The sequence below is a fragment of the Pseudomonas shahriarae genome (genome assembly GCF_014268455.2).
Lineage (GTDB): Bacteria > Pseudomonadota > Gammaproteobacteria > Pseudomonadales > Pseudomonadaceae > Aquipseudomonas > Aquipseudomonas shahriarae.
In genome coordinates, this window is record NZ_CP077085.1 from 3,601,952 (window position 1) to 3,621,552 (window position 19,601).

At 61.9% G+C, this 19,601-nt stretch carries 18 protein-coding genes and 1 pseudogene; 8 read left to right on the forward strand and 11 right to left on the reverse strand.

The annotated features are described in order from the left end of the window. Window positions 1–34 precede the first annotated feature (34 nt). Window positions 35–2,584 carry a PAS domain-containing hybrid sensor histidine kinase/response regulator gene (locus HU773_RS15915; protein ID WP_057959250.1) on the forward strand — a complete coding sequence of 850 codons (2,550 nt, stop codon included), beginning with the start codon at window positions 35–37 and terminating at the stop codon, window positions 2,582–2,584. A gap of 41 nt (window positions 2,585–2,625) precedes the next feature. Next, a complete protein-coding gene (locus HU773_RS15920) occupies window positions 2,626–2,901 on the forward strand; it encodes a peptidylprolyl isomerase (protein WP_057959249.1) in 276 nt (91 codons plus the stop codon). Between the two features lie 37 nt (window positions 2,902–2,938). Here HU773_RS15920 and HU773_RS15925 read toward each other — a convergent pair whose 3' ends face one another. The 8 genes and pseudogenes from HU773_RS15925 to HU773_RS15960 all read right to left on the reverse strand — a co-directional run bounded on the left by HU773_RS15925 (window position 2,939) and on the right by HU773_RS15960 (window position 9,528). Further along, window positions 2,939–3,847 (reverse strand): sugar kinase, encoded by a 909-nt coding sequence (locus tag HU773_RS15925; protein WP_057959248.1) that lies wholly within the window; start codon window positions 3,845–3,847, stop codon window positions 2,939–2,941. A 117-nt stretch (window positions 3,848–3,964) separates the two neighbouring features. After that, complete coding sequence (locus HU773_RS15930; protein WP_057959247.1) at window positions 3,965–5,173, reverse strand: amino acid deaminase; 1,209 nt, start codon at window positions 5,171–5,173, stop codon at window positions 3,965–3,967. Window positions 5,174–5,190: 17 nt separating this feature from the next. Beyond that, the gene (locus tag HU773_RS15935) at window positions 5,191–5,955 is read right to left on the reverse strand and encodes an IclR family transcriptional regulator (RefSeq protein WP_057440989.1); all 765 of its coding nucleotides are present in this window, start codon (window positions 5,953–5,955) and stop codon (window positions 5,191–5,193) included. A gap of 180 nt (window positions 5,956–6,135) precedes the next feature. Then, window positions 6,136–6,525, reverse strand: a complete 390-nt coding sequence (locus HU773_RS15940) for a RidA family protein (RefSeq protein ID WP_057959246.1) — start codon at window positions 6,523–6,525, stop codon at window positions 6,136–6,138. A gap of 15 nt (window positions 6,526–6,540) precedes the next feature. Continuing rightward, the gene (locus HU773_RS15945; protein WP_057440847.1) at window positions 6,541–7,308 is read right to left on the reverse strand and encodes an amino acid ABC transporter ATP-binding protein; all 768 of its coding nucleotides are present in this window, start codon (window positions 7,306–7,308) and stop codon (window positions 6,541–6,543) included. Continuing rightward, window positions 7,305–7,955, reverse strand: coding sequence for an amino acid ABC transporter permease (locus HU773_RS15950; protein ID WP_057440845.1), 651 nt, complete (start codon window positions 7,953–7,955; stop codon window positions 7,305–7,307). Before HU773_RS15950 ends, HU773_RS15945 begins: the two co-directional genes overlap by 4 nt. Window positions 7,956–7,967: 12 nt before the next feature. After that, a complete protein-coding gene (locus HU773_RS15955) occupies window positions 7,968–8,630 on the reverse strand; it encodes an amino acid ABC transporter permease (protein ID WP_057440843.1) in 663 nt (220 codons plus the stop codon). 52 nt (window positions 8,631–8,682) lie between these two features. Further along, window positions 8,683–9,528 (reverse strand): annotated as a pseudogene (locus HU773_RS15960) (transporter substrate-binding protein). Window positions 9,529–9,834: 306 nt separating this feature from the next. Here HU773_RS15960 and HU773_RS15965 point away from each other — a divergent pair. After that, the gene (locus tag HU773_RS15965; protein WP_057959245.1) at window positions 9,835–10,197 is read left to right on the forward strand and encodes a thioredoxin family protein; all 363 of its coding nucleotides are present in this window, start codon (window positions 9,835–9,837) and stop codon (window positions 10,195–10,197) included. On the opposite strand, the gene HU773_RS15970 is transcribed toward HU773_RS15965, so the two are convergent. From HU773_RS15970 to rpiB, 3 genes are all read right to left on the reverse strand, one after another. Continuing rightward, entirely contained in the window at window positions 10,194–11,756 is a 1,563-nt protein-coding gene (locus HU773_RS15970) for a TerC family protein (RefSeq protein WP_057959244.1), read from the reverse strand. The genes HU773_RS15965 and HU773_RS15970 overlap by 4 nt on opposite strands. A gap of 436 nt (window positions 11,757–12,192) precedes the next feature. Continuing rightward, the gene (locus tag HU773_RS15975; protein WP_029293725.1) at window positions 12,193–13,173 is read right to left on the reverse strand and encodes a sugar-binding transcriptional regulator; all 981 of its coding nucleotides are present in this window, start codon (window positions 13,171–13,173) and stop codon (window positions 12,193–12,195) included. A 63-nt stretch (window positions 13,174–13,236) separates the two neighbouring features. Then, window positions 13,237–13,698 carry a ribose 5-phosphate isomerase B gene (gene rpiB / locus HU773_RS15980; RefSeq protein WP_057959243.1) on the reverse strand — a complete coding sequence of 154 codons (462 nt, stop codon included), beginning with the start codon at window positions 13,696–13,698 and terminating at the stop codon, window positions 13,237–13,239. 282 nt (window positions 13,699–13,980) lie between these two features. Between rpiB and HU773_RS15985 the strand changes: the two genes are divergently transcribed. The 5 genes from HU773_RS15985 (at window position 13,981) to HU773_RS16005 (ending at window position 19,539) form a co-directional block, all read left to right on the forward strand. Then, window positions 13,981–15,468 (forward strand): sugar ABC transporter ATP-binding protein, encoded by a 1,488-nt coding sequence (locus HU773_RS15985; protein ID WP_057444030.1) that lies wholly within the window; start codon window positions 13,981–13,983, stop codon window positions 15,466–15,468. After that, window positions 15,465–16,442, forward strand: a complete 978-nt coding sequence (locus HU773_RS15990) for an ABC transporter permease (protein ID WP_057959242.1) — start codon at window positions 15,465–15,467, stop codon at window positions 16,440–16,442. Before HU773_RS15985 ends, HU773_RS15990 begins: the two co-directional genes overlap by 4 nt. Before the next feature lie 55 nt (window positions 16,443–16,497). Continuing rightward, the gene (locus HU773_RS15995; RefSeq protein ID WP_057959241.1) at window positions 16,498–17,505 is read left to right on the forward strand and encodes a substrate-binding domain-containing protein; all 1,008 of its coding nucleotides are present in this window, start codon (window positions 16,498–16,500) and stop codon (window positions 17,503–17,505) included. A 136-nt stretch (window positions 17,506–17,641) separates the two neighbouring features. Beyond that, window positions 17,642–18,397 (forward strand): SDR family oxidoreductase, encoded by a 756-nt coding sequence (locus HU773_RS16000; protein ID WP_057959240.1) that lies wholly within the window; start codon window positions 17,642–17,644, stop codon window positions 18,395–18,397. A gap of 26 nt (window positions 18,398–18,423) precedes the next feature. Further along, the gene (locus HU773_RS16005) at window positions 18,424–19,539 is read left to right on the forward strand and encodes an MDR/zinc-dependent alcohol dehydrogenase-like family protein (protein ID WP_057959239.1); all 1,116 of its coding nucleotides are present in this window, start codon (window positions 18,424–18,426) and stop codon (window positions 19,537–19,539) included. The last annotated feature ends 62 nt before the right edge of the window (window positions 19,540–19,601 follow it).

The window sequence follows — 19,601 nt, forward strand, 5'->3', positions numbered from 1 at the left end:
CATTCTTCAAGCGTTACGCGCGGGACACTTACACATGAACGGATCACCCACCGGCAGCCAGGCCGCGGCCCTGATCGCACGGCTGGACTGGGCCACAAGCCCCCTCGGTGATGCCAGCCATTGGCCACAAAGCCTGCGCACGGCAGTCGATATCGTCATCCACTCACCGATGCCGATGCTGTTGCTGTGGGGCGACGAACTCACGCAGATCTACAACGATGGCTTCGCCCTGCTGGCCGGCAACAAGCACCCCCAGGCCTTCGGCCAGCCGACCCACCGGGTCTGGCCGGAGATGCAACACTTCACCGCCCCGATCTACAGCGCCGTACTGGCCGGCCAGGTGCGTACGTTCAGCGAGCAGCGTTTTATCCTGCAGCGCAATCACCGTGATACGGAAATCTGGCTGGACCTGACCTACAGCCCGATCCGCGACGAACGCGGCCGGGTCGCCGGGGTCCTGGTGACGGCGATTGAAACCAACGAGCGCCGGCAACTCGCCCAGGAGCTGCAACAACGCTCCGAGGCCAGCCTCAAGGCCCAGCACGATACCGAGCAACGCTTGCAACTGGCCCTGGCCGCCACCGATGCAGTGGGCACCTGGGACTGGGATATCAGCGAAGACCGCTTTATCGCCGACAGCCATTTTGCCCAGCTGCATGGGGTTGATCCGGCTAAAGCCCGGCAGTTGCCCATCAGTGACTACCTGCAAGGCGTGCACCCGGAAGACCGTGGCATGGTGGCCCGCAGCATCAAGCATTGCATCAGCCATGGCTCCGAGTACGCCGAGGAATATCGCCTGCTCCAGGCCGACGGCCAGGTGCGCTGGGTGTTTGCCCGTGGCCGCTGCTACAAGGATCACCACGGCCGGCCGACGCGCTTTCTCGGGGCGGCCCTGGACCTGACCGAACGCAAGCACACCGAGCAAGCCCTGCGCCAGAGCCAGACCGAGCTGCAGTTGATCATCAACGCGATGCCGGTGCTGATCGGTTATGTCGATCACGAAGAACGCTTTCGCCTGAACAACAGCGCCTACCTCGACTGGTATGGCCTGACCCCGCAAGAGCTGTATGGCAAGACCATCCGCGAAGTGATCGGCGCCGAGATCTATGCCGGGCGCGCCGATAAGATCGCCGCCGCCCTCAAGGGCAAGGCCTGCAGCTTCATTACCGTCACCCCCCATCGCGATGGCCGGCCCCGGCATGCGCTGATGAAGTACCTGCCACGCTTCAGCGCCGATGGCTCGGTCAATGGTTTCTACATCTTTGTGATTGATGAGACCGAGCGCAAACTCACCGAGGAAGCCCTGCGCCACCTCAACGACAACCTCGAAGAACGCGTGGCCCAGCGTACCCAGGCCCTGGCCGAAGCCAACCAGCGCCTGCAAAACGAGATGTTCGAGCGCGAACGTGCCGAAGACGCGCTGCGCCATGCGCAAAAAATGGAAGCGGTCGGCCAGCTTACCGGTGGGATCGCCCATGACTTCAACAATATGCTCACCGGGATCATCGGCAGCCTGGACCTGATGCAGCGCTACATCGCCGCCGGCCGTAGCGATGAGATCGGCCGCTTCACCGACGCCGCCGTGTCCTCGGCCCATCGCGCCGCCGCCCTGACCCATCGCCTGCTGGCCTTCTCCCGGCGCCAGTCCCTGGACCGCCGGCCCCTGGACCCGAACCAGTTGGTCGCGTCCCTGGAAGACCTGTTCCGCCGTACCAAAGGCGCCCATATCGAACTGAAGGTGCAGCTGGGCAGCGATATCTGGCCGGTAAACACCGACGCCAGCCAACTGGAAAACGCCCTGCTCAACCTGGTGATCAACGCCCGCGATGCCATGCCTGATGGTGGGCTACTGAGCATCGAGACCGCCAACAGCTACCTCGACGGCACCGACATCACCACCCTGGAGCCGGTCAAGGCCGGCGACTACGTGATGCTCGGCGTGTGCGACAACGGCGCCGGCATGACCCCGAAAATCCTGGCCAAGGCCTTCGACCCGTTCTTTACCACCAAGCCCATCGGCCAGGGCACCGGCCTGGGGTTGTCGATGATCTATGGTTTTGCCCAGCAATCGGGCGGCCACGTCACGATCCACAGTGAACCGGGCCGGGGCACCTGCGTGCGCCTGTACCTGCCGCGCCTGCATGGCACCGCCCTGGAAAAAGTCCCGCCGCAGGTCCCCGTGGAAGCCCCTGTGGCGCTGGACGGCGAAGCCGTGGTGGTGGTCGAGGACGATGCGGCGGTGCGCATGCTGGTGGTCAACCTGCTGGATGAATTGGGCTACACCGCCCACCAGGCGGCCGACGCACGCGCAGCCCTGCCATTGCTGGAGTCTGACCTGCGGGTGGACTTGCTGGTGACCGATGTCGGCCTGCCCGGCATGAACGGCCGACAACTGGCGGAAATCGCCCGCCAGCACCGCCCTACACTCAAGGTGCTGTTCATGACCGGCTACGCCGAGACCGCCGCCGAGCGCCAGGGTTTTCTGGAGGACGGCATGGACATGGTGGCCAAGCCGTTTTCCATCGACCAGTTGGCCACGAAAATCCGCAGCATGATCGGCGTCAAAGGCCAAGTTGATGCATAATCCCGCGCCTTCAAGCCCGACCGTTGCAAGGTAACTGCCCGATGAAAGCCCAAGCCCGCCATATCCTGGTCAAGACCAGCGAAGAAGCCGAACAACTCAAGCAGCGTATTGCCAAGGGCGAAGCCTTTGATGTGCTGGCCAAGAAGTTCTCCATCTGCCCGTCCGGCAAGCGCGGCGGCGATCTGGGTGAAGTGCGGCCGGGGCAGATGGTCGGGGTGATTGATGCGGTGATTTTCAAGAAACCGCTGCGGGTGGTGCATGGGCCGATCAAGAGCAAGTTTGGGTATCACCTGGTGCAGGTGTTCTACCGCGACTAGAGCACCCTGATCGTTCCCACGCTCCGCGTGGGAACGATCAGTCCCTGGGAATCAGCGCACCCGGAATCTGGATCACCCGGCTGGCCAACCGATGCCCCGCCAAAGCCGCCTCTTGCGGTGAACCACCCCTGAGCCGACTGGCCAGATACGCCGCGCTGAACGAATCCCCCGCCGCCGTGGTGTCCACCACCTTTTCGACTACCTGCGCCGGCACCGCAAAACGCTCGCCGCCCTGGCGAATCAGGCAGTCATCCGCGCCGCGCTTGAGCACCACTTCCTCGATCCCTGGATAAGCGGCGAACACCTGCTCACTGTCGGCATAGCCAAACAGGGCACGCTCGTCGTCTTCGGTGAGCAAGGCCATATCCACCTGCGCCAACACCTGCTGATAGGCCTCACGAGCGGCTTCGACACTGGCCCACAGACGCGGCCGGTAGTTGTTGTCGAACACCACCCGGGCGCCACGCTGGCGGGCTTCCAGCAACGCGGCCAACAGGCGCACGCGCCCCACTTCGCCCAATACAGCCAGGGTGATACCGCTGAAATACAGCACGTCATAACACGGCAAGGCCGCCAGGACCGGCTCGGCCCCTGGCGTGGTGAAGCAATCGCGCACCGCCGCTTCGTTGCGCCAATAGAGGAATTTGCGCTCGCCGTTGGCATCGGTCTGGATGCAATACAGACCCGGCAGACGCCCCGGCAAGCGCTGGACCCGGTCCAGGCCAAGGCCTTCGGCGGCCCATTGCTGGCACATGGCATCGCTGAAACTGTCATCGCCCAGGGCGGTGACGTAATCCACCGTGCTGCTGGCCCCCAGCTCGCGGCGCAGGTAGACGGCGGTGTTCAGGGTGTCGCCACCGAAGCTCTGTTGCAGGCTGCCGTCGGCGCGGTGTTGTAGTTCGATCATGCATTCGCCGATCAGGGCGATGCGCGGGTGTGGGGTCATATTTGGATTCTCGGCTGGGTTTTGGGGCCTCATCCCAGGCCCGCCAGCTCCCACATTTGAATGTGTTCACAAATCCCAATGTGGGAGCTGGCTTGCCCGCGATGGCCGCGACGCGGTCTAGAAACAGGTGTGCAATGTCTCGATCACCTGCAACTGCTCATCCACCAAACACCCCACCTGCCACTTATCAAAGGTCAGGCACGGGTGCGAGGTGCCAAACGAGATGATGTCGCCAATACGCAGTTCAACCCCCGCCGCCACGCTCATGAAGGCGTGCTGGTCCATCACCGCCGTGACCTTGCAGGCACTCACGTCATCGCCCACCGCCGGCAGCACGCCGGCCTTGTAGCGCTTGAGGGGCACCGGCAGGCCGGCGTCGTAGGCCACGTCGCGCTTGCCCAGGGCGATCACTGCAAACCCCGGCTGCGGCAACGACTGCACATGGGCCCAGACTTCCAGGGCCGGGCGCAGGCCCTCCGTGAGGTCGCTGCGCCGGTCCAGCACGCAGCATTGCGCCTCCTTGTAGATGCCGTGGTCGTGGGCCACATAGCTGCCGGGGCGCAGCACGCTGAGGAAGCGCCCTTCGGCGTTTTGCGCGGCGAAAGACTCGGCGATCAGGTCATACCAGGCCGAACCCGACGCGGTGATGATCGGCTTGCCCAGGTCAAAGGCCCCGCTGTTCTGCATATCCACCGCCAGGCGCACCAGGGACGCAGCAAACTCGCGGATTCCGCTGATGGCATGCTCGCCGTGGATCACCCCTTCATAACCTTCGATCCCGGTAAGTGCCAGGGCCGGCTGGGCCTTGATTGCCCGCGCCAGGTCCAGCACCTCTTGCTCGCTGCGGCAACCGCAGCGGCCGCCGACCACGCCGTATTCGATCATCACGTTCAGGCGCAGGCCACGGGCGGCGAAGAATGCGCCCAGGTCAGCGACGTTGTCCGGGTGATCGACCAGGCAATGGAAGTCAAAGTCGGGGTCAGCCAGCAGCTCGGCGATCAGCGCCATGTTCGGCGCGCCCACCAGTTGGTTGGCCATCAATACCCGGCGCACGCCACCGGCATAGGCCGCGCGGGTCTGCACCGCGGTAGCCAGGGTGATGCCCCAGGCGCCCTGCGCCAACTGACGCTGAAACAGCGCCGGCATCATGCTGGTCTTGCCATGGGGCGCCAGTTGCGCGCCGCTGTTGCTGACAAAGTCCTGCATCCAGCGGATGTTGTGTTCCAGGGCCGCGCGGTGCAGCACCAGGGCGGGCAGGCTGACGTCGCGTACCAGGTGGGCACCGCTGGCGGCGGCGCCTTTTTCAACGGCATTGAAGGCAGACATGGGGTTACTCCGTTTCGCTATTCATTGATGCGACGGGCCAGGTTATTGGCGCTTTCGATCAGCACCCGGCGGTAGTCGTCGTAATTGTTCTTGGCGTCGGCCCGTGGGGCGACGATGCACAGGGTCGCAATGGCGACACCCTGGGCGTCACGCACCGGGGCGGCAAAGCAGTGGGTAAAGGTGTCGGCAACACTGTCGAAGGAAAAGAAGCCATCGACGCTGGCCTGGCGGATCTGCCCGAGGAAGGTGTCCAGGGGTAAACGCTGGCCGTCCGGCAGGATAAAGTCGTCGTGGTCGATCAGGTCGATGATCTGCTGGTCGCTCAAATGCCCCAGCAACAGGCGCCCGGACGCAGTCCAGGGGATGGGCGCGTTTTCACCGATATCCGAAGAAATCCGGAAGTGCCGCTCGCCCTCGCGCATCAGCGCCACCGTGTACTTGCGCCCGTTGAGCAGGCACATCTGCGCCGTCTCGTGGGTTTGGCTGACGATCTCCTGCAAGGCGTGATCGGCCTCGCGGGTCAGGTCGAAATGGCGCAAGTGGGCCTGGCCGAGGAAGTACAGCTGGCGCCCCAGGTACACGTGCCCATCCTTGCCCACGGTTTCGAGAATCCGCCGCTCCAGCAGGGAGGCGACCAGTTCATAGACCGTGGACTTAGGGCTGCCGATGCCACTGGCAATATCATTGGGGCGCAGGGGCTGGCCGACTTCCTTGAGAAAATCGAGGATATCGAACGCTCGGTCCAGGCCTTTTGCGCGGCGCTTGATGGTGTCTTCGGTCATGGCGGTCTTCATCAGCGTAAGAGGTCCATGTAAGAGTCGCTTTGTGTGGGAGCGGGCTTGCTCGCGAAAGCGGCGTGTCAGCCAACAAATCTGGCACTGATACACCGCTTTCGCGAGCAAGCCCGCTCCCCCCCGAATTCACTCTCACATTGAATTTTTAGTGGTCTTGAGATCGGGCATTTAGCCTTTTTTCTTGTAGGCCACGCAATCAATCTCAACCTTGCAATCGACCATCATATTCGCCTGCACACAGGCACGCGCCGGGGCGTGTTCGGGGGTGAAGTATTCGCCGAAGACTTTGTTGAAACTCCAGAAGTCCCGCGGGTCTTCCAGCCATACGCCGACCCGGACCACGTCTTCAAGCCCGTAGCCGGCCTCTTCAAGGATCGCCACCACGTTCTTCATGGTCTGGTGGGTCTGCTCGACAATCCCGCCGTTGATAATCTCGCCATCCACCGCCGGCACCTGGCCCGACACGTACAACCAGCCATCGGCCTCCACCGCACGGGCAAATGGGCGGGGTTGGCCACCGCCGGCAGTGCTGCCGGCGCCGTAACGAGTAATGCTCATAAAGTTGCTCCTTGATTAAAAACGAATATTTTTCAGAAATTCCGCCAGGCGTGGCGATTGCGGGCGCTCAAAGACCGCTTTGGGCGGGCCCTGCTCTTCAATCCGCCCCTGGTTCATAAACACGATGTTGTCCGAAACCTCGTAGGCAAAGCGCATTTCGTGGGTCACCAGCAACATGGTCATGCCCTCTTGCGCCAGGCCCTTGATCACACTGAGCACCTCGCCGACCAACTCCGGGTCCAGCGCTGAGGTCACTTCGTCGAACAGCATCAGGCTGGGGTTCATCGCAATCGCCCGGGCAATCGCCACCCGCTGTTGCTGGCCGCCGGACAACTGACCGGGGAAGTGGTTGCGCCGTTCCAGCAGGCCGACGCGCTCCAGCCATTTTTCCGCGAGGGCTACCGCCTCGTCCTTGCCCATATGCTTGACCTTGAGCAGGCCCAGGGTGATGTTCTGCAACGCCGTCAGATGGGGGAACAGGTTGAATTGCTGGAACGCCATGCCAGTCATGGCGCGGTGTTGGGCAATGAGTTTTTCCGGGTGACGCACGCGCTTGCCGGCAACATCGGCATAGCCAATGGACTCGCCGTCGAGGGTGATCTGCCCGCCCTGGAACTCTTCCAGCAGGTTGACGCAGCGCAGTAGCGTGGTCTTGCCCGAGCCGCTGGAGCCGATCAAGGTCACCACGTTGCCGCGCTGCAGCGACAGGTCAACGCCCTTGAGGACTTCCACCGCACCGTATTGCTTGCGCAGGCCGCTGATGTTGAGCAATGGTTGATTCATGGCAAGGCCACCCGCTTTTCAATGTAGCGCCCGAATAACTCGATGGCGTAGTTGATGACAAAGAACAGAAAGCCGGCAAACAGGTAGAACTCCAGGGTCATAAAGGTCCGGGCGATCACTTGCTGGGTGCTCAACAGCAACTCGGCAACACCAATCACCGACAGCAGGGTCGAGGCCTTGACGATCTCGGTGGAGGAATTGACCCAGGTCGGCAAAATCTGCCGCAGTGCCTGGGGCAGCAACACATAGCCCAGGGACTGATAGAAGGTCAGGCCGATGGCCTTGCCCGCTTCCAGTTGCCCACGGGGAATGGCTTGCAACGCACCGCGCACAATCTCGGCGACATGAGAGCCGCAAAACAGCGTGAGGCCCAGGGCACCGGCCTGGAACGCACTGATCTGCCAACCCAGCGCCGGGGCCATGTAGAAGCAGGCCAGTACCAGCACAAACACCGGGGTGCCACGGATCAGGTCAACGTACAGACGAAACGGCGCGCGCATCCAGAACTTGCCGTAGGTCAGCACCAACCCGGCGACGATGCCGATCAGGGTGCCGAAGATAATCGCCAGCACCGAGCAATACACGCTGGTCTGGAACCCTGCCCACAGGGTTGCCCGGGCGATCCACAACTCATGCAGCCAATACATGGAAAACCCCTCTTATCGACGAATCGCCAGGCGCTGCTCCAGGTAACGCAGCAGCATGGCGATGAGGTAGCAGGCCGCCACGTAGAGCGCGGTCGTCACCAGCCAGGTTTCAATCACCCGGTAGCTTTCGACGTTGATCTTGCGGGCGTAATAGGTCAGTTCCGGCACGGCAATCGCCGCCGCCAGAGAGGTGTCCTTGAACAGCGAGATAAAGTTGTTCGACAGCGCCGGCAGCACGTTGCGCAGCATCACCGGCACCGTGATGTAGGCGCGGATCTGCCACTCCCCCAGGCCAATCGCCAGGCCGGCTTCGCGCAGGCCCTTGGGAATATTCAACAGGCCGGCACGGAACACTTCGGTCAAGTAGGCCCCGGCGTACAACGACAGGGTGATGATGAACGAGGGGATCTTGTCCAGGCGGATGCCCAGGCTGGGCAAGGCAAAGTAGATCAACAGGATCAGCACCAGGATCGGCGTGTTGCGCACCACCGTCACATACACCGAGGCCAGAATCCGCAGCGCACGGTGCCTGGACAGCATGGCAAAAGCCATCAAAAGGCCGATCACGCAGCCGATGGCAATCGACAGCAAGGCCAGTTGCAGGCCCAGGCCGAGGCCCGCCAGCAAGGTGTCGAAATCGCGCCAGACTGCGGCAAAATTCAGCTGATAGTTCATGGTCGGCACTACCTTGATTGGGGCGCCCGCTGCGACGCCCCGCGCTCAACAATCATTTGAATTCCACCGGAAAACCAATCGCCGGGGTCGGCAGATCAACGCCAAACCACTGCTTGAACGAGGCTGCATAGGTCGGAAACTCGACGCCGGTCATCGCCTCGTGCAGGGCGGTGTTGACGAAGTTCAGCCAGTCCTGATCGCCACGTTTGACCGCGCACGCATAGGTTTGCGGGCTCCAGGCGTAGCTCGGGCTGCGGTAGCGGCCGGGGTTCTGCACCATCAGGTACTTGACCGAGGACTGGTCGGTGGCCGCCGCGTCGGCACGCCCGGAGTTCACCGCCTGGTACATCAGGTCGACGCTGTCTTATTGATCCACCTTGGCCTTGGGCAGCGCCTGGTGCACCAGCTCTTCGGCGTAGACGTTTTGCAGCACCGCCACAGTGACGTCATCCCCCGCTGCCTGCAGGTCTTCGATTTGCTGGTATTTGCTGTTGGCCGGCAACAACAGGCCCACACCTTCGCGGTAGTACGGCAGGGTGAACGCCACCTGCTGCGCGCGGCTGGCGGTGACGGTGATGAACTGGCAGCTCATGTCGACTTTGTTGGTCAACAGGTTGGGAATCCGCGCATCGGACGACTGCACCACAAACTCGACCTTGCTCGGGTCGTTGAACAGGCCTTTGGCGACGATGCGCCCGATATCAATATCAAACCCCTGCAACTTGCCATCCGCTCCCTGGAAGTGCCACGGCGCATTGGTACTGCCTGTACCGACGAGCAGATGCCCACGTTTGAGCACTTCATCGAGCTTGCTGTCCGCCTGCACTTGGCTGGCGAGGCAAGCCGATGCGGCGAAGAGAAAAACACAGGCTTTAAACACGGAAGGTCGGCGATGCATGGCAAGCACTCCAGAAGTTGTGTATTCCGCTATACCGGAATCAGGTATGTAACAACGGAATAGACAGCAGAAAGTGTGCCACAGCCAGCAGCAGAAGCCTATTGAAGCGCGCAAGTGTTTTTAAATCAGAGAGATAAGAAGGCACCGACGAATCACCGCGCCGCCAGCGCCGGCAGACACACTGCTACCGTGCGCCACAATCCGTTGCGGTCCATCCCATTTGGGTGCGTTACCTGTGAATTCTCACAGTAGACCGTCCGGCCCACCCGACTTAGGGTTTGGCCAAGTGCCTACAAGGAGACTGTCATGGGACCGATCAACACGGTGATCGACGACGCACAGGCGTATAGACGTGCGCTGCAGACGCCCCGCACGGTGTTTATGCTGTTTGTATCGCCCCAGTGCGCGGCGTGCGGCGCGGCCAAGCCACTGTTCAGCAAAGTGGCCGGTCGCTATCGACGCCAGGCGGCGCTTTATGTACTGGACACCAGCCAGACCCCACGGCATCCCGAGGTGACCGGCACGCCGACGCTGCTGATCTTGAAAAACGGCAGGCTGGTAGAGAAGCTCAAGGGGTTCGGCCCCTGGGAGACCCAGGAGCAGACCCTGAAAAGAACCTTCGAGCGGCACACCCGGGGTGTGCCGACCAAACGGGCAAAGCCCCGTTAACCCAGCGCGACAGGGATCAGCAGTACCTGCGTCACCCGCCGCTCCTCCACCGCCGCCACGGTCAGGCGCCAGCCTTCGTATTCCAGGCTGTCACCGACCACTGGCAGGCGATCCAACAGGCTCATGACCAGGCCGGCGAGGGTCTGGTAATCCTCGGTGGCCACAGCCTTGAACCCGGTGCGCTGGCGAATCAGGTTCAGGTTCAACGCACCATTGGCGCGATAACCGCCCTGCTCTTCGACGATGTCCGGACCTTCGACTTCACTGGCATCGGGCAACTCACCGGCGATGGACTCAAGGATGTCGGTCATGCTCAACACCCCCATGAAATCGCCAAATTCGTTGATCACAAAGGCAATGTGCGTCGACTCCTGGCGCATCTGCTCCAGGGCGTTGAGGATCGAGAAGCTGTCCAGCAGGTTGATCGCCCGCCGCGCCAGGTGTTCCAGGTTCGGCTCATTGCCGGCCAGGTACTCCTTGAGTAACTCCTTCTTATGCACGAAGCCCAGGGGCTCATCCACCGCGCCGTTACGGATCAACGGCAAGCGCGAGTAGGACGAGTGCATCAGTTTCAGGCGGATCGTCTCAGGGTCGTCGGCCAAGTCGATGTAGTCGACATTCGCCCGCGGGGTCATCAAGGTGCGGATCGGCCGCTCGGCCAGTTGCAGCACACCACTGATCATGATCCGTTCGCGACGGTCGAACAGCGGGCCTTGATGGTCCTGCGAGTCGCCCAACAGGTCCGTAACGTCCTCACCCACTTCTTCCACCGCCAGGCTGCGACCGCCCAGCAGACGCATCACCGCATGAGCAGTGCGCTCACGGATCGGCCGCAGGCCTTGCGCCGACTTCTTGCGGCGCGCCCGGGCGATCTGGTTGAACACCTCGATCAGGATCGAGAAGCCGATGGCCGCGTACAGGTAGCCTTTCGGGATGTGGAAGCCCAGACCTTCGGCGGTCAGGGCGAAACCGATCATCATCAAGAAGCCCAGGCACAGCATGATCACCGTCGGGTGCGCATTGACGAAGCGAGTCAGCGGCTTGCTGGCCACGATCATTACGCCGATGGACACGATTACCGCGATCATCATCACCGCCAGCTCGTCAACCATGCCGACCGCAGTAATCACCGCGTCGAGGGAGAACACAGCGTCCAGCACCACGATCTGCGCCACAATCGGCCAGAACATCGCGTAGGCGGCATTGCCGGTGCGCTCGGTGACATGCCCTTCGAGCCGCTCATGCAACTCCATGGTGGCCTTGAACAACAGGAACACACCACCAAACAGCATGATCAGGTCACGTCCGGAGAAGCTCTTGTCGAACACCTCGAACAACGGCTGGGTCAGGGTCACCAACCAGGAAATACTCGCCAACAGGCCCAGGCGCATGATCAACGCCAGGGACAGGCCGATCAACCGCGCACGGTCACGCTGCTCCGGTGGCAGCTTGTCCGCCAGGATCGCGATAAACACCAGGTTGTCTATACCCAGTACCAGTTCCAACACAATCAAGGTCAACAGGCCGAGCCAGGCCGTTGGATCCGCTAACCATTCCATATAGAAGTCTCTGTCTCTTTATTGATTTTCAGAATGCCGGGCACAACAAAACGCGGTCCGATGACCGGGAAAAGGTTAGCAGCCTAAATAGAGGATGTTTCAGCGGGAACGTCGGCAGTAGCGGTCTTGGAGAAAGACGACTGGGGGGCTCCGAGAGGGTGTTCATGCAAATCCTGCAGTGAGAAAAGGACGTTAATCCTACATGAAAAATACAAATTCCCTACAATTTAAAACCATTACAAGATCTGTAAAAGCCGCCCCTCGAAAGCCTGTGCCGTGGTCTTGCGTGGTGGCTTGTGTGGGAGCTGGCTTGCCTGCGATGCAGGCACCTCGGTGTATCAGTTAGATCGAGGCGATGCTATCGCAGGCAAGCCAGCTCCCACACAAGCCAGCCCCCCCCCCACACGCCAGTGCCCATATTTTGAGAGGCGACAGGTCAGGTTTTGCGGGTAGCGTCGTCCAGCGCCAGGATGGTGTGGGCATTGGTTACCGTGGTCGCCAGCGTATTGATCACCCCCGAGCGCAACGCCCCCAGGGTCGCCGCCGCCTTGGTGTTTTCACTGGCAATCGCCACCACATCGGGAATGCGGAATAACTCCTGCACCGTCAAGCCGATCACCCGCCCCTGGATGGCGTTGACCGCCGGCTGGCCATGAATGTCGATAAAGTCGTAACCCATCATGTCACCCACCGTGCCGGACAAGCGCGCCTGGGCGATTTCCTGGGGTGAGAACCAGCCCATGCGCACCATATTGCTGTTCTCGCTCATGTCGCCGATGCCGATCAGCGCCATATCGGCGCGCCGTGCGCGGTCGAGGGTGGAGCGTACGGTGTCGTTGCTGATCAACACGCTGCGCAGTTCCGGGTTGGCCACCAGCGCCGGGGCGTACAGGCTTTCGCTCTCGCCGCCAAAACGCAGGGCCAGGCGTCGGCAGATATGGTCGGGGTTCATGTATTCGCCCGCCTTGAGCGAACCGCCAATGGCGCAGACAAATGTGCAGTTGCGCGTCACCGGCAAAAACACGTTATCGGCTACCGCCCCCACATTGCGCCCCATGCCCACAGCGACAATCATGCCGTCGCCCAGGGTCTTGTTCAGGTAGTTGGCCACCAGGCTGGCCACGGCGGAGCGCTGGGTGTCGGCGTCACTGTGATCGACCGCGATCAACGCACGGTCCAGCTGGAAGCGCTCCACCAACGCCTGTTCCAATTCGTTGTTCATCGCCGGATGCTGCAGTACCCGCACCTCGACAATCCCTTCATCGCGCGCACGCTTGAGCAGCCGGCTGACTTTGGCCCGGGACAGGTCAAAGCGCTTGGCGATGGCTTCCTGAGTGACGTTCTCAAGGTAATAGAGCATCGCCACTTCGGTCATCAGATCGATATCGCTGGCGGTGCGCAGGGTACTGTCACTCATGGGGACGGGCTTCCGTTTCGGCGTCAAAGGCGCATTCTCCCGACTCTTGCCCCGCTACGTCCACTACTGATGCCCATCACGCTCAATGGCGTTGATGCGCTCGACCTTGGCCCCGGAACGCGCCGCCTCGAACTCCGAGGCCAGAAACGCGGTGACGATGCTCTTGGCCAGCTCCGCCCCCACCACCCGTGCACCGATGGACAGGATCTGCGCATCGTTGCTCTTGCGCGCCCGCTCCGCCGAATAGGTGTCATGGGCCTGAGCCGCGCGAATACCCAAGACTTTATTGGCCGAGATGGCCATGCCGATGCCCGTGCCACACACCAGCACTCCCAGGCGCTGCTGCCCGCCGTTGATGGCCGTGGCCACCGCCAGCGCAATATCCGGGTACAGCACCGGCGCCGTGGAATGGGTACCAAAGTCGGTCACCGGATACCCCAGCGTCTCGATATGGCGCTTCAACAGCTCCTTGAGCTCAAAACCCGCTTCGTCACATCCGATAGCCACCGGAAAAGGTGTGTTCATGGCATTAGGCTCCGCTGCCGTGGTGAAACTTAAGACTGATCATATGATCACTCAGTGAAATTTCGATCAGGCATTTCTCGGATATTCCCTCGCAACTGTCAAGCACGTTTTAACTGACCTTCCAGTCAAACCCCTCTAAAACGCCAAACATTAAGAAATTGCCGGCGATTACAAGTTTCCAGTGAAAGAGATTGACTGATCAGAATTTCATTTGGTACACATATGATCACGCAGCAACACGACTGTGTACCTAATAAGAATTCACAGCACGAGGACACGCCGATGGCCACGCCATTACTGCTCCAGGCTGAACACGTCGCCAAGGCCTACGCCGGCATCCCTGCCCTGCGTGACGGCCGCCTCTCGCTGCGGGCCGGTAGCGTGCACGCCCTGTGCGGCGGCAATGGCGCGGGCAAATCCACCTTCCTCAGTATCTTGATGGGCATCACCCAGCGTGATGCCGGCAACATCCTGCTCAATGGCGCTCCCGTACATTTCAATCGTCCCAGCGAAGCGCTGGCGGCGGGGGTCGCGATGATCACCCAGGAGCTGGAACCGATCCCCTACATGAGCGTCGCCGAAAACATCTGGCTGGGCCGCGAACCACGGCGCGCCGGCTGCATCGTCGACAGCAAGGAACTGCACCGGCGTACCCGCGAGCTCCTGGAAAGCCTGGAGTTCGAGGTCGACGCCAGCGCCCCCATGCATCGCCTGAGCGTGGCGCAGATCCAACTGGTGGAGATCGCCAAGGCGTTCAGCCATGACTGCCAGGTGATGATCATGGACGAGCCCACGTCCGCCATCGGCGAGCGCGAAGCCGAAACCCTGTTCAAGGCCATCCGCCGCCTCACCGCCCGTGGCGCCGGGATCGTGTATGTGTCCCATCGCCTCAGCGAGCTTGCGCAGATAGCCGACGACTACAGCATCTTCCGCGATGGCGCCTTCGTCGAAAGCGGGCGCATGGCCGATATCGACCGCGCCCACCTGGTGCGCGGCATCGTCGGCCAGGAATTGACGCGCATCGACCACAAGGTCGGCCGCGAAAGCGCCGCCGACTGCTGCCTGGACGTCCAGGGCCTGAGCCGCAGCGGCGAGTTCCAGGACATCAGCCTGCAAGTGCGCCAGGGCGAAATCCTCGGCATCTACGGGCTGATGGGCTCGGGGCGCAGCGAGTTCCTCAACTGCATCTATGGCCTGACCACCCCGGACGCTGGCAGCGTCACCCTGCAAGGCAAGCCGATGCCCATCGGCCTGCCCAAGGCGACCATCCGCGCCGGCATGTCCCTGGTCACCGAAGACCGCAAGGAAAGCGGCCTGGTACTCAGCTCCAGCATCCTCTCGAACATCGCGCTGTCGGCGTACAAGCAACTGTCGAGTTGGTCGTTGATCAATGCGCGCAAGGAAACCCAACTGGCCGAGGACATGGTCAAGCGCCTGCAGATCAAGACCACCTCCCTCGATCTGCCAGTGGCGTCCATGAGCGGCGGCAACCAGCAAAAGGTAGTGCTCGCCAAATGCCTGTCGACCCAACCGGTGTGCCTGCTGTGCGATGAACCGACCCGGGGCATCGACGAAGGTGCCAAGCAGGAGATCTATCACTTGCTCGACCAGTTCGTGCGCGCCGGTGGCGCGGCCATCGTGGTGTCGTCCGAAGCCCCGGAACTGCTGCACCTGAGTGACCGTATCGCGGTCTTCAAGGGCGGCCGGCTGGTGACTATCAGCAGCGACACCGCTCTTTCCCAGGAAGCCTTGTTGAGTCTTGCCTCATGAATGCCAAAACCCTTGCCACGCCATTGACCCCCCCTGCGCGCAGCCGCCTGCGCCTTTCCCTCGACCGCTTTGGCCTGCCACTGGTGTTTATCCTGCTGTGCGTGGTCATGGCGTTTTCCAGCGAATACTTCATGACCTGGCGCAACTGGATGGACATCCTGCGCCAGACCTCGATCAACGGCATCCTGGCGGTGGGCATGACCTACGTGATCCTGACCAAGGGCATCGACCTGTCGGTAGGTTCGATCCTCGCCTTCGCCGGGCTGTGCAGCGCCCTGGTCGCGACCCAGGGCTACGGACTGCTCGCCGCCGTCAGTGCCGGGATGTTCGCCGGAGCGATGCTGGGGATGGTCAACGGCTTCATGGTGGCCAATCTGTCGATCCCGCCTTTTGTTGCCACGCTGGGCATGCTGAGTGTGGCCCGGGGCATGACCTTTATCCTCAACGATGGCAGCCCGGTCACCGACCTGCCGGACGCCTACCTGGCCCTGGGCATTGGCAAGCTCGGGCCGATTGGCATACCGGTCATTATCTTTGCGGTGGTCGCGCTGATCTTCTGGATGGTGCTGCGCTACACCACCTACGGGCGCTATGTGTACGCGGTGGGCGGCAACGAAAAAAGCGCACGCACCTCGGGGATCGGCGTGCGCAAGGTGACGTTCTCGGTGTACGTGGTCTCGGGCTTGCTCGCCGGCCTGGCGGGCGTGGTGCTGTCCGCGCGCACCACCTCCGCCCTGCCCCAGGCCGGCATGTCCTATGAGCTGGATGCGATTGCCGCCGTGGTGATCGGCGGCACCAGCCTGTCCGGCGGCGTCGGCACCATCGTCGGCACGCTGTTCGGCGCCCTGCTGATCGGGGTGATCAACAACGGCCTGAACCTGCTTGGCGTGTCCTCCTATTACCAGCAGGTCGCCAAGGGCTTGATCATCGTACTCGCGGTGTTGATTGACGTGTGGCGCAAGAAAAAACGCTAGTCGCTTTTGCTCTGAACCGAACTGAACGACCACAACAATAAACGGGGTTCTCATTATGAAATTCGCTACATCGTTTGCCGCCGTGGCGGCCCTCTCCCTGCTCGCCAGCAGCATCACCCTGGCCGCCGATGGCAAGACCTACAAAATCGGCGCCGCCGTGTACGGCCTCAAGGGCCAGTTCATGCAGAACTGGGTGCGCGAGCTGAAGGAGCATCCGGCGGTCAAGGATGGCACCGTGCAGTTGACTGTCTTCGACGGCAACTATGACGCGCTGACCCAGAACAACCAGATCGAAAACATGGTCACCCAGCGCTACGACGCGATCCTCTTCGTGCCCATCGACACCAAGGCCGGTGTCGGCACGGTGAAGCAGGCAATGTCCAATGATGTGGTGGTGATCGCCTCCAACACCAAGGTCGCCGACGCCAGCGTGCCGTACGTGGGCAACGACGATGTCGAGGGTGGTCGCCTGCAGGCCCAGGCCATGGTCGACAAACTCCAGGGCAAGGGCAATGTGGTGATCATCCAGGGCCCGATTGGCCAGTCGGCGCAGATCGACCGGGAAAAAGGCGAGCTGGAAGTGCTGGGCAAACACCCCGGGATCAAGATCATCGAGAAGAAGACTGCCAACTGGGACCGCGCCCAGGCCCTGACCCTGACTGAAGACTGGCTGAACGCCCACCCCAAGGGCATCAATGGGGTGATCGCGCAAAACGACGACATGGCCCTCGGCGCCGTGCAGGCCCTCAAGTCCCATGGCCTGACCTCCAAGGAGGTGCCTGTCACCTCCATCGACGGCATGCCGGACGCGATTCAGGCAGCGAAACGAGATGAAGTCACCACCTTCCTGCAAGACGCCCAGGCCCAGTCCCAGGGCGCACTGGACGTAGCCCTGCGGCAACTGGCGGGCGAAGACTACAAGCCCAAGTCGGTGATTTGGGAGCGCTATGCCAAGGACGTGAAATGGGCCGACGGCACCGCGAAGAACTACATCCTGCCGTGGGTGCCGGTCACCAATGCCAATGCGGATGCGCTGTACCAGCAGGTCAGCGGCACTAAATAGCAACGCGGTCAATGTGGAAGCTGGCTTGCCTGCGATTGCCTCACCTCGGAATCCCTGACAGACCGAGATGCGCGCATCGCAGGCAAGCCAGCTCCCACATCCGATCTCCACTGTTTTTGAGAATGGAGTTAAACCAATGTCTGGATTCTGGAACCAAGCCTTCGACCTCAGCGGCCGCTGCGCCGTGATCACCGGTGGGGCTGCGGGGATTGGTCTGGCATGTGCCAGCCTGCTGGTGGAGCGTGGCGCGCGTGTGGCGCTGCTCGACCGCGATCCGGCCGTGGTGGAAGTAGCCGCCAGCCTCGGTGCCGGGCATCTTGGCCTGGCCGTCGACCTGCGCCAGCTCGATCAGGTGCAGAGCAGCATCGACTACGTGTTCGCGCACTTCAAACGTCTGGATTATCTGATCAACAGCGCCGGCGTGGTGATGCTGGACAAGGCCATCGACGTCAGCGAAAACGCCTGGGACATCACCCTGGATATCAACCTCAAGGCCAGTTTTTTCGTGGCCCAGGCCTGCGCCCGGCACATGCTCGCCCAGGGCAGCGGGCGCATCGTCAACCTGGCGTCCCAGGCGGCGGTGATCGGCCTGGATCGGCATGTGGCCTATTGCGCGAGCAAGGCCGCGATTGTCGGCATGACCAAGGTCCTGGCCATGGAATGGGCGCCGCACATTAATGTAAATGCCATCTCCCCCACCATCGTCGAGACCGCCCTGGGCAAAAAAGCCTGGGCCGGCGAAGTGGGCGAACGGGCCAAATTGCAGATCCCGGCGGGCCGTTTTGCCCAGCCGGATGAAATCGCCGGGCTGGCGTTGTACCTGCTCAGCGACGCAGCCCAGATGATCACCGGCGCCAATATGGTGATCGACGGCGGCTACAGCATTCAGTAATCCTTCTATTCGTCGTGAGGTTTGTCATGTCCATCGCTACCGAACGTACCGCCGAACACCTCCACCCAGTGATCCCCAAGACCATGCAGGCCGTGGTCTGCCATGGCCCGGAAGACTATCGCCTGGAAACCGTCGATGTACCGACGCCAGGCCCCGACGAGATCCTGACCAAGGTCGAGCTGTGCGGCATCTGCATGGGCGATATCAAGACCTATCGCGGCGCGCCGTCGTTCTGGGGCGACGCCGAGCAGCCGCGCTACGTCAAGCCGCCGATGATTCCCGGGCATGAGTTTGTGTGCCGCGTGGTCGCCCTGGGCCCAGGCGCTGAAAAGCGCGGGGTGAAGGTCGGCGACCGGGTGATTTCCGAGCAGATCGTGCCCTGCTGGGGCTGCCGTTTCTGCAACCACGGCCAGTACTGGATGTGCCAGAAGCACGACCTCTATGGCTTCCAGAACAACGTACAGGGCGCCATGGCCCAGTACATGATTTTCACCAAGGAAGGCATCATCCACCAGGTGCCGGACTCCATCGCGCCGGACGAAGCGATCCTGATCGAGCCGCTGGCCTGCTCGCTGCACGCGGCGGAACGGGCCAATGTGGATTTCGACGATGTGGTGGTCGTGGCCGGCGCCGGCACCCTCGGCCTGGGGATCATCGGCGCGGTGCGCATGCGCAACCCCAAACGCCTGATCGTGCTCGACATGAAACCCGAACGCGCCGAACTGGCCCTGCGCATGGGCGCCGACGAAGTCTGGAACCCGGCCGAAGTTGATGTACTGGCGAAAATCCGCGAAATCACCGACGGCTATGGCTGCGATATCTATATCGAAGCCACCGGGCACCACAAAGCGGTGAACCAGGGCCTGGCGATGCTGCGCAAGCTGGGGCGTTTCGTCGAATTCAGCGTGTTCAACGACGAGGCCACGGTAGATTGGTCGATCATCGGCGACCGCAAGGAGCTGGACGTACTCGGCTCGCACCTGGGCCCGTACATGTACCCACGGGCCATCGACTTTATCGGCAAGCGCAAAATCGACATGCGCGACGTGGTGACCCACAAGTTTGCGCTGGCGGATTTCAAGGAGGCGTTTGCGGTAATGGAGCGCGGGGACAAGTCCTTGAAGGTCGTGCTCGAGCCCTGAACCCAACACATATCCAAATGTGGAAGCGGGCCTGCCCGCTCCCACACTTGAACGACTGCGCC

Bases quoted from the DNA above. Each gene is read 5' to 3' on its own strand.
- HU773_RS15940 (WP_057959246.1), bottom strand. From the start codon at position 6,525: ATGAGCATTACTCGTTACGGCGCCGGCAGCACTGCCGGCGGTGGCCAA.
- HU773_RS15935 (WP_057440989.1), bottom strand. From the start codon at position 5,955: ATGACCGAAGACACCATCAAGCGCCGCGCAAAAGGCCTGGACCGAGCG.
- HU773_RS15985 (WP_057444030.1), top strand. From the start codon at position 13,981: ATGGCCACGCCATTACTGCTCCAGGCTGAACACGTCGCCAAGGCCTAC.
- HU773_RS15990 (WP_057959242.1), top strand. From the start codon at position 15,465: ATGAATGCCAAAACCCTTGCCACGCCATTGACCCCCCCTGCGCGCAGC.
- rpiB (WP_057959243.1), bottom strand. From the start codon at position 13,698: ATGAACACACCTTTTCCGGTGGCTATCGGATGTGACGAAGCGGGTTTT.
- HU773_RS15950 (WP_057440845.1), bottom strand. From the start codon at position 7,955: ATGTATTGGCTGCATGAGTTGTGGATCGCCCGGGCAACCCTGTGGGCA.
- HU773_RS15925 (WP_057959248.1), bottom strand. From the start codon at position 3,847: ATGACCCCACACCCGCGCATCGCCCTGATCGGCGAATGCATGATCGAA.
- HU773_RS15945 (WP_057440847.1), bottom strand. From the start codon at position 7,308: ATGAATCAACCATTGCTCAACATCAGCGGCCTGCGCAAGCAATACGGT.
- HU773_RS15955 (WP_057440843.1), bottom strand. From the start codon at position 8,630: ATGAACTATCAGCTGAATTTTGCCGCAGTCTGGCGCGATTTCGACACC.
- HU773_RS15975 (WP_029293725.1), bottom strand. From the start codon at position 13,173: ATGAGTGACAGTACCCTGCGCACCGCCAGCGATATCGATCTGATGACC.
- HU773_RS15915 (WP_057959250.1), top strand. From the start codon at position 35: ATGAACGGATCACCCACCGGCAGCCAGGCCGCGGCCCTGATCGCACGG.
- HU773_RS15930 (WP_057959247.1), bottom strand. From the start codon at position 5,173: ATGTCTGCCTTCAATGCCGTTGAAAAAGGCGCCGCCGCCAGCGGTGCC.
- HU773_RS15970 (WP_057959244.1), bottom strand. From the start codon at position 11,756: ATGGAATGGTTAGCGGATCCAACGGCCTGGCTCGGCCTGTTGACCTTG.
- HU773_RS15965 (WP_057959245.1), top strand. From the start codon at position 9,835: ATGGGACCGATCAACACGGTGATCGACGACGCACAGGCGTATAGACGT.
- HU773_RS15920 (WP_057959249.1), top strand. From the start codon at position 2,626: ATGAAAGCCCAAGCCCGCCATATCCTGGTCAAGACCAGCGAAGAAGCC.
- HU773_RS16005 (WP_057959239.1), top strand. From the start codon at position 18,424: ATGTCCATCGCTACCGAACGTACCGCCGAACACCTCCACCCAGTGATC.
- HU773_RS16000 (WP_057959240.1), top strand. From the start codon at position 17,642: ATGTCTGGATTCTGGAACCAAGCCTTCGACCTCAGCGGCCGCTGCGCC.
- HU773_RS15995 (WP_057959241.1), top strand. From the start codon at position 16,498: ATGAAATTCGCTACATCGTTTGCCGCCGTGGCGGCCCTCTCCCTGCTC.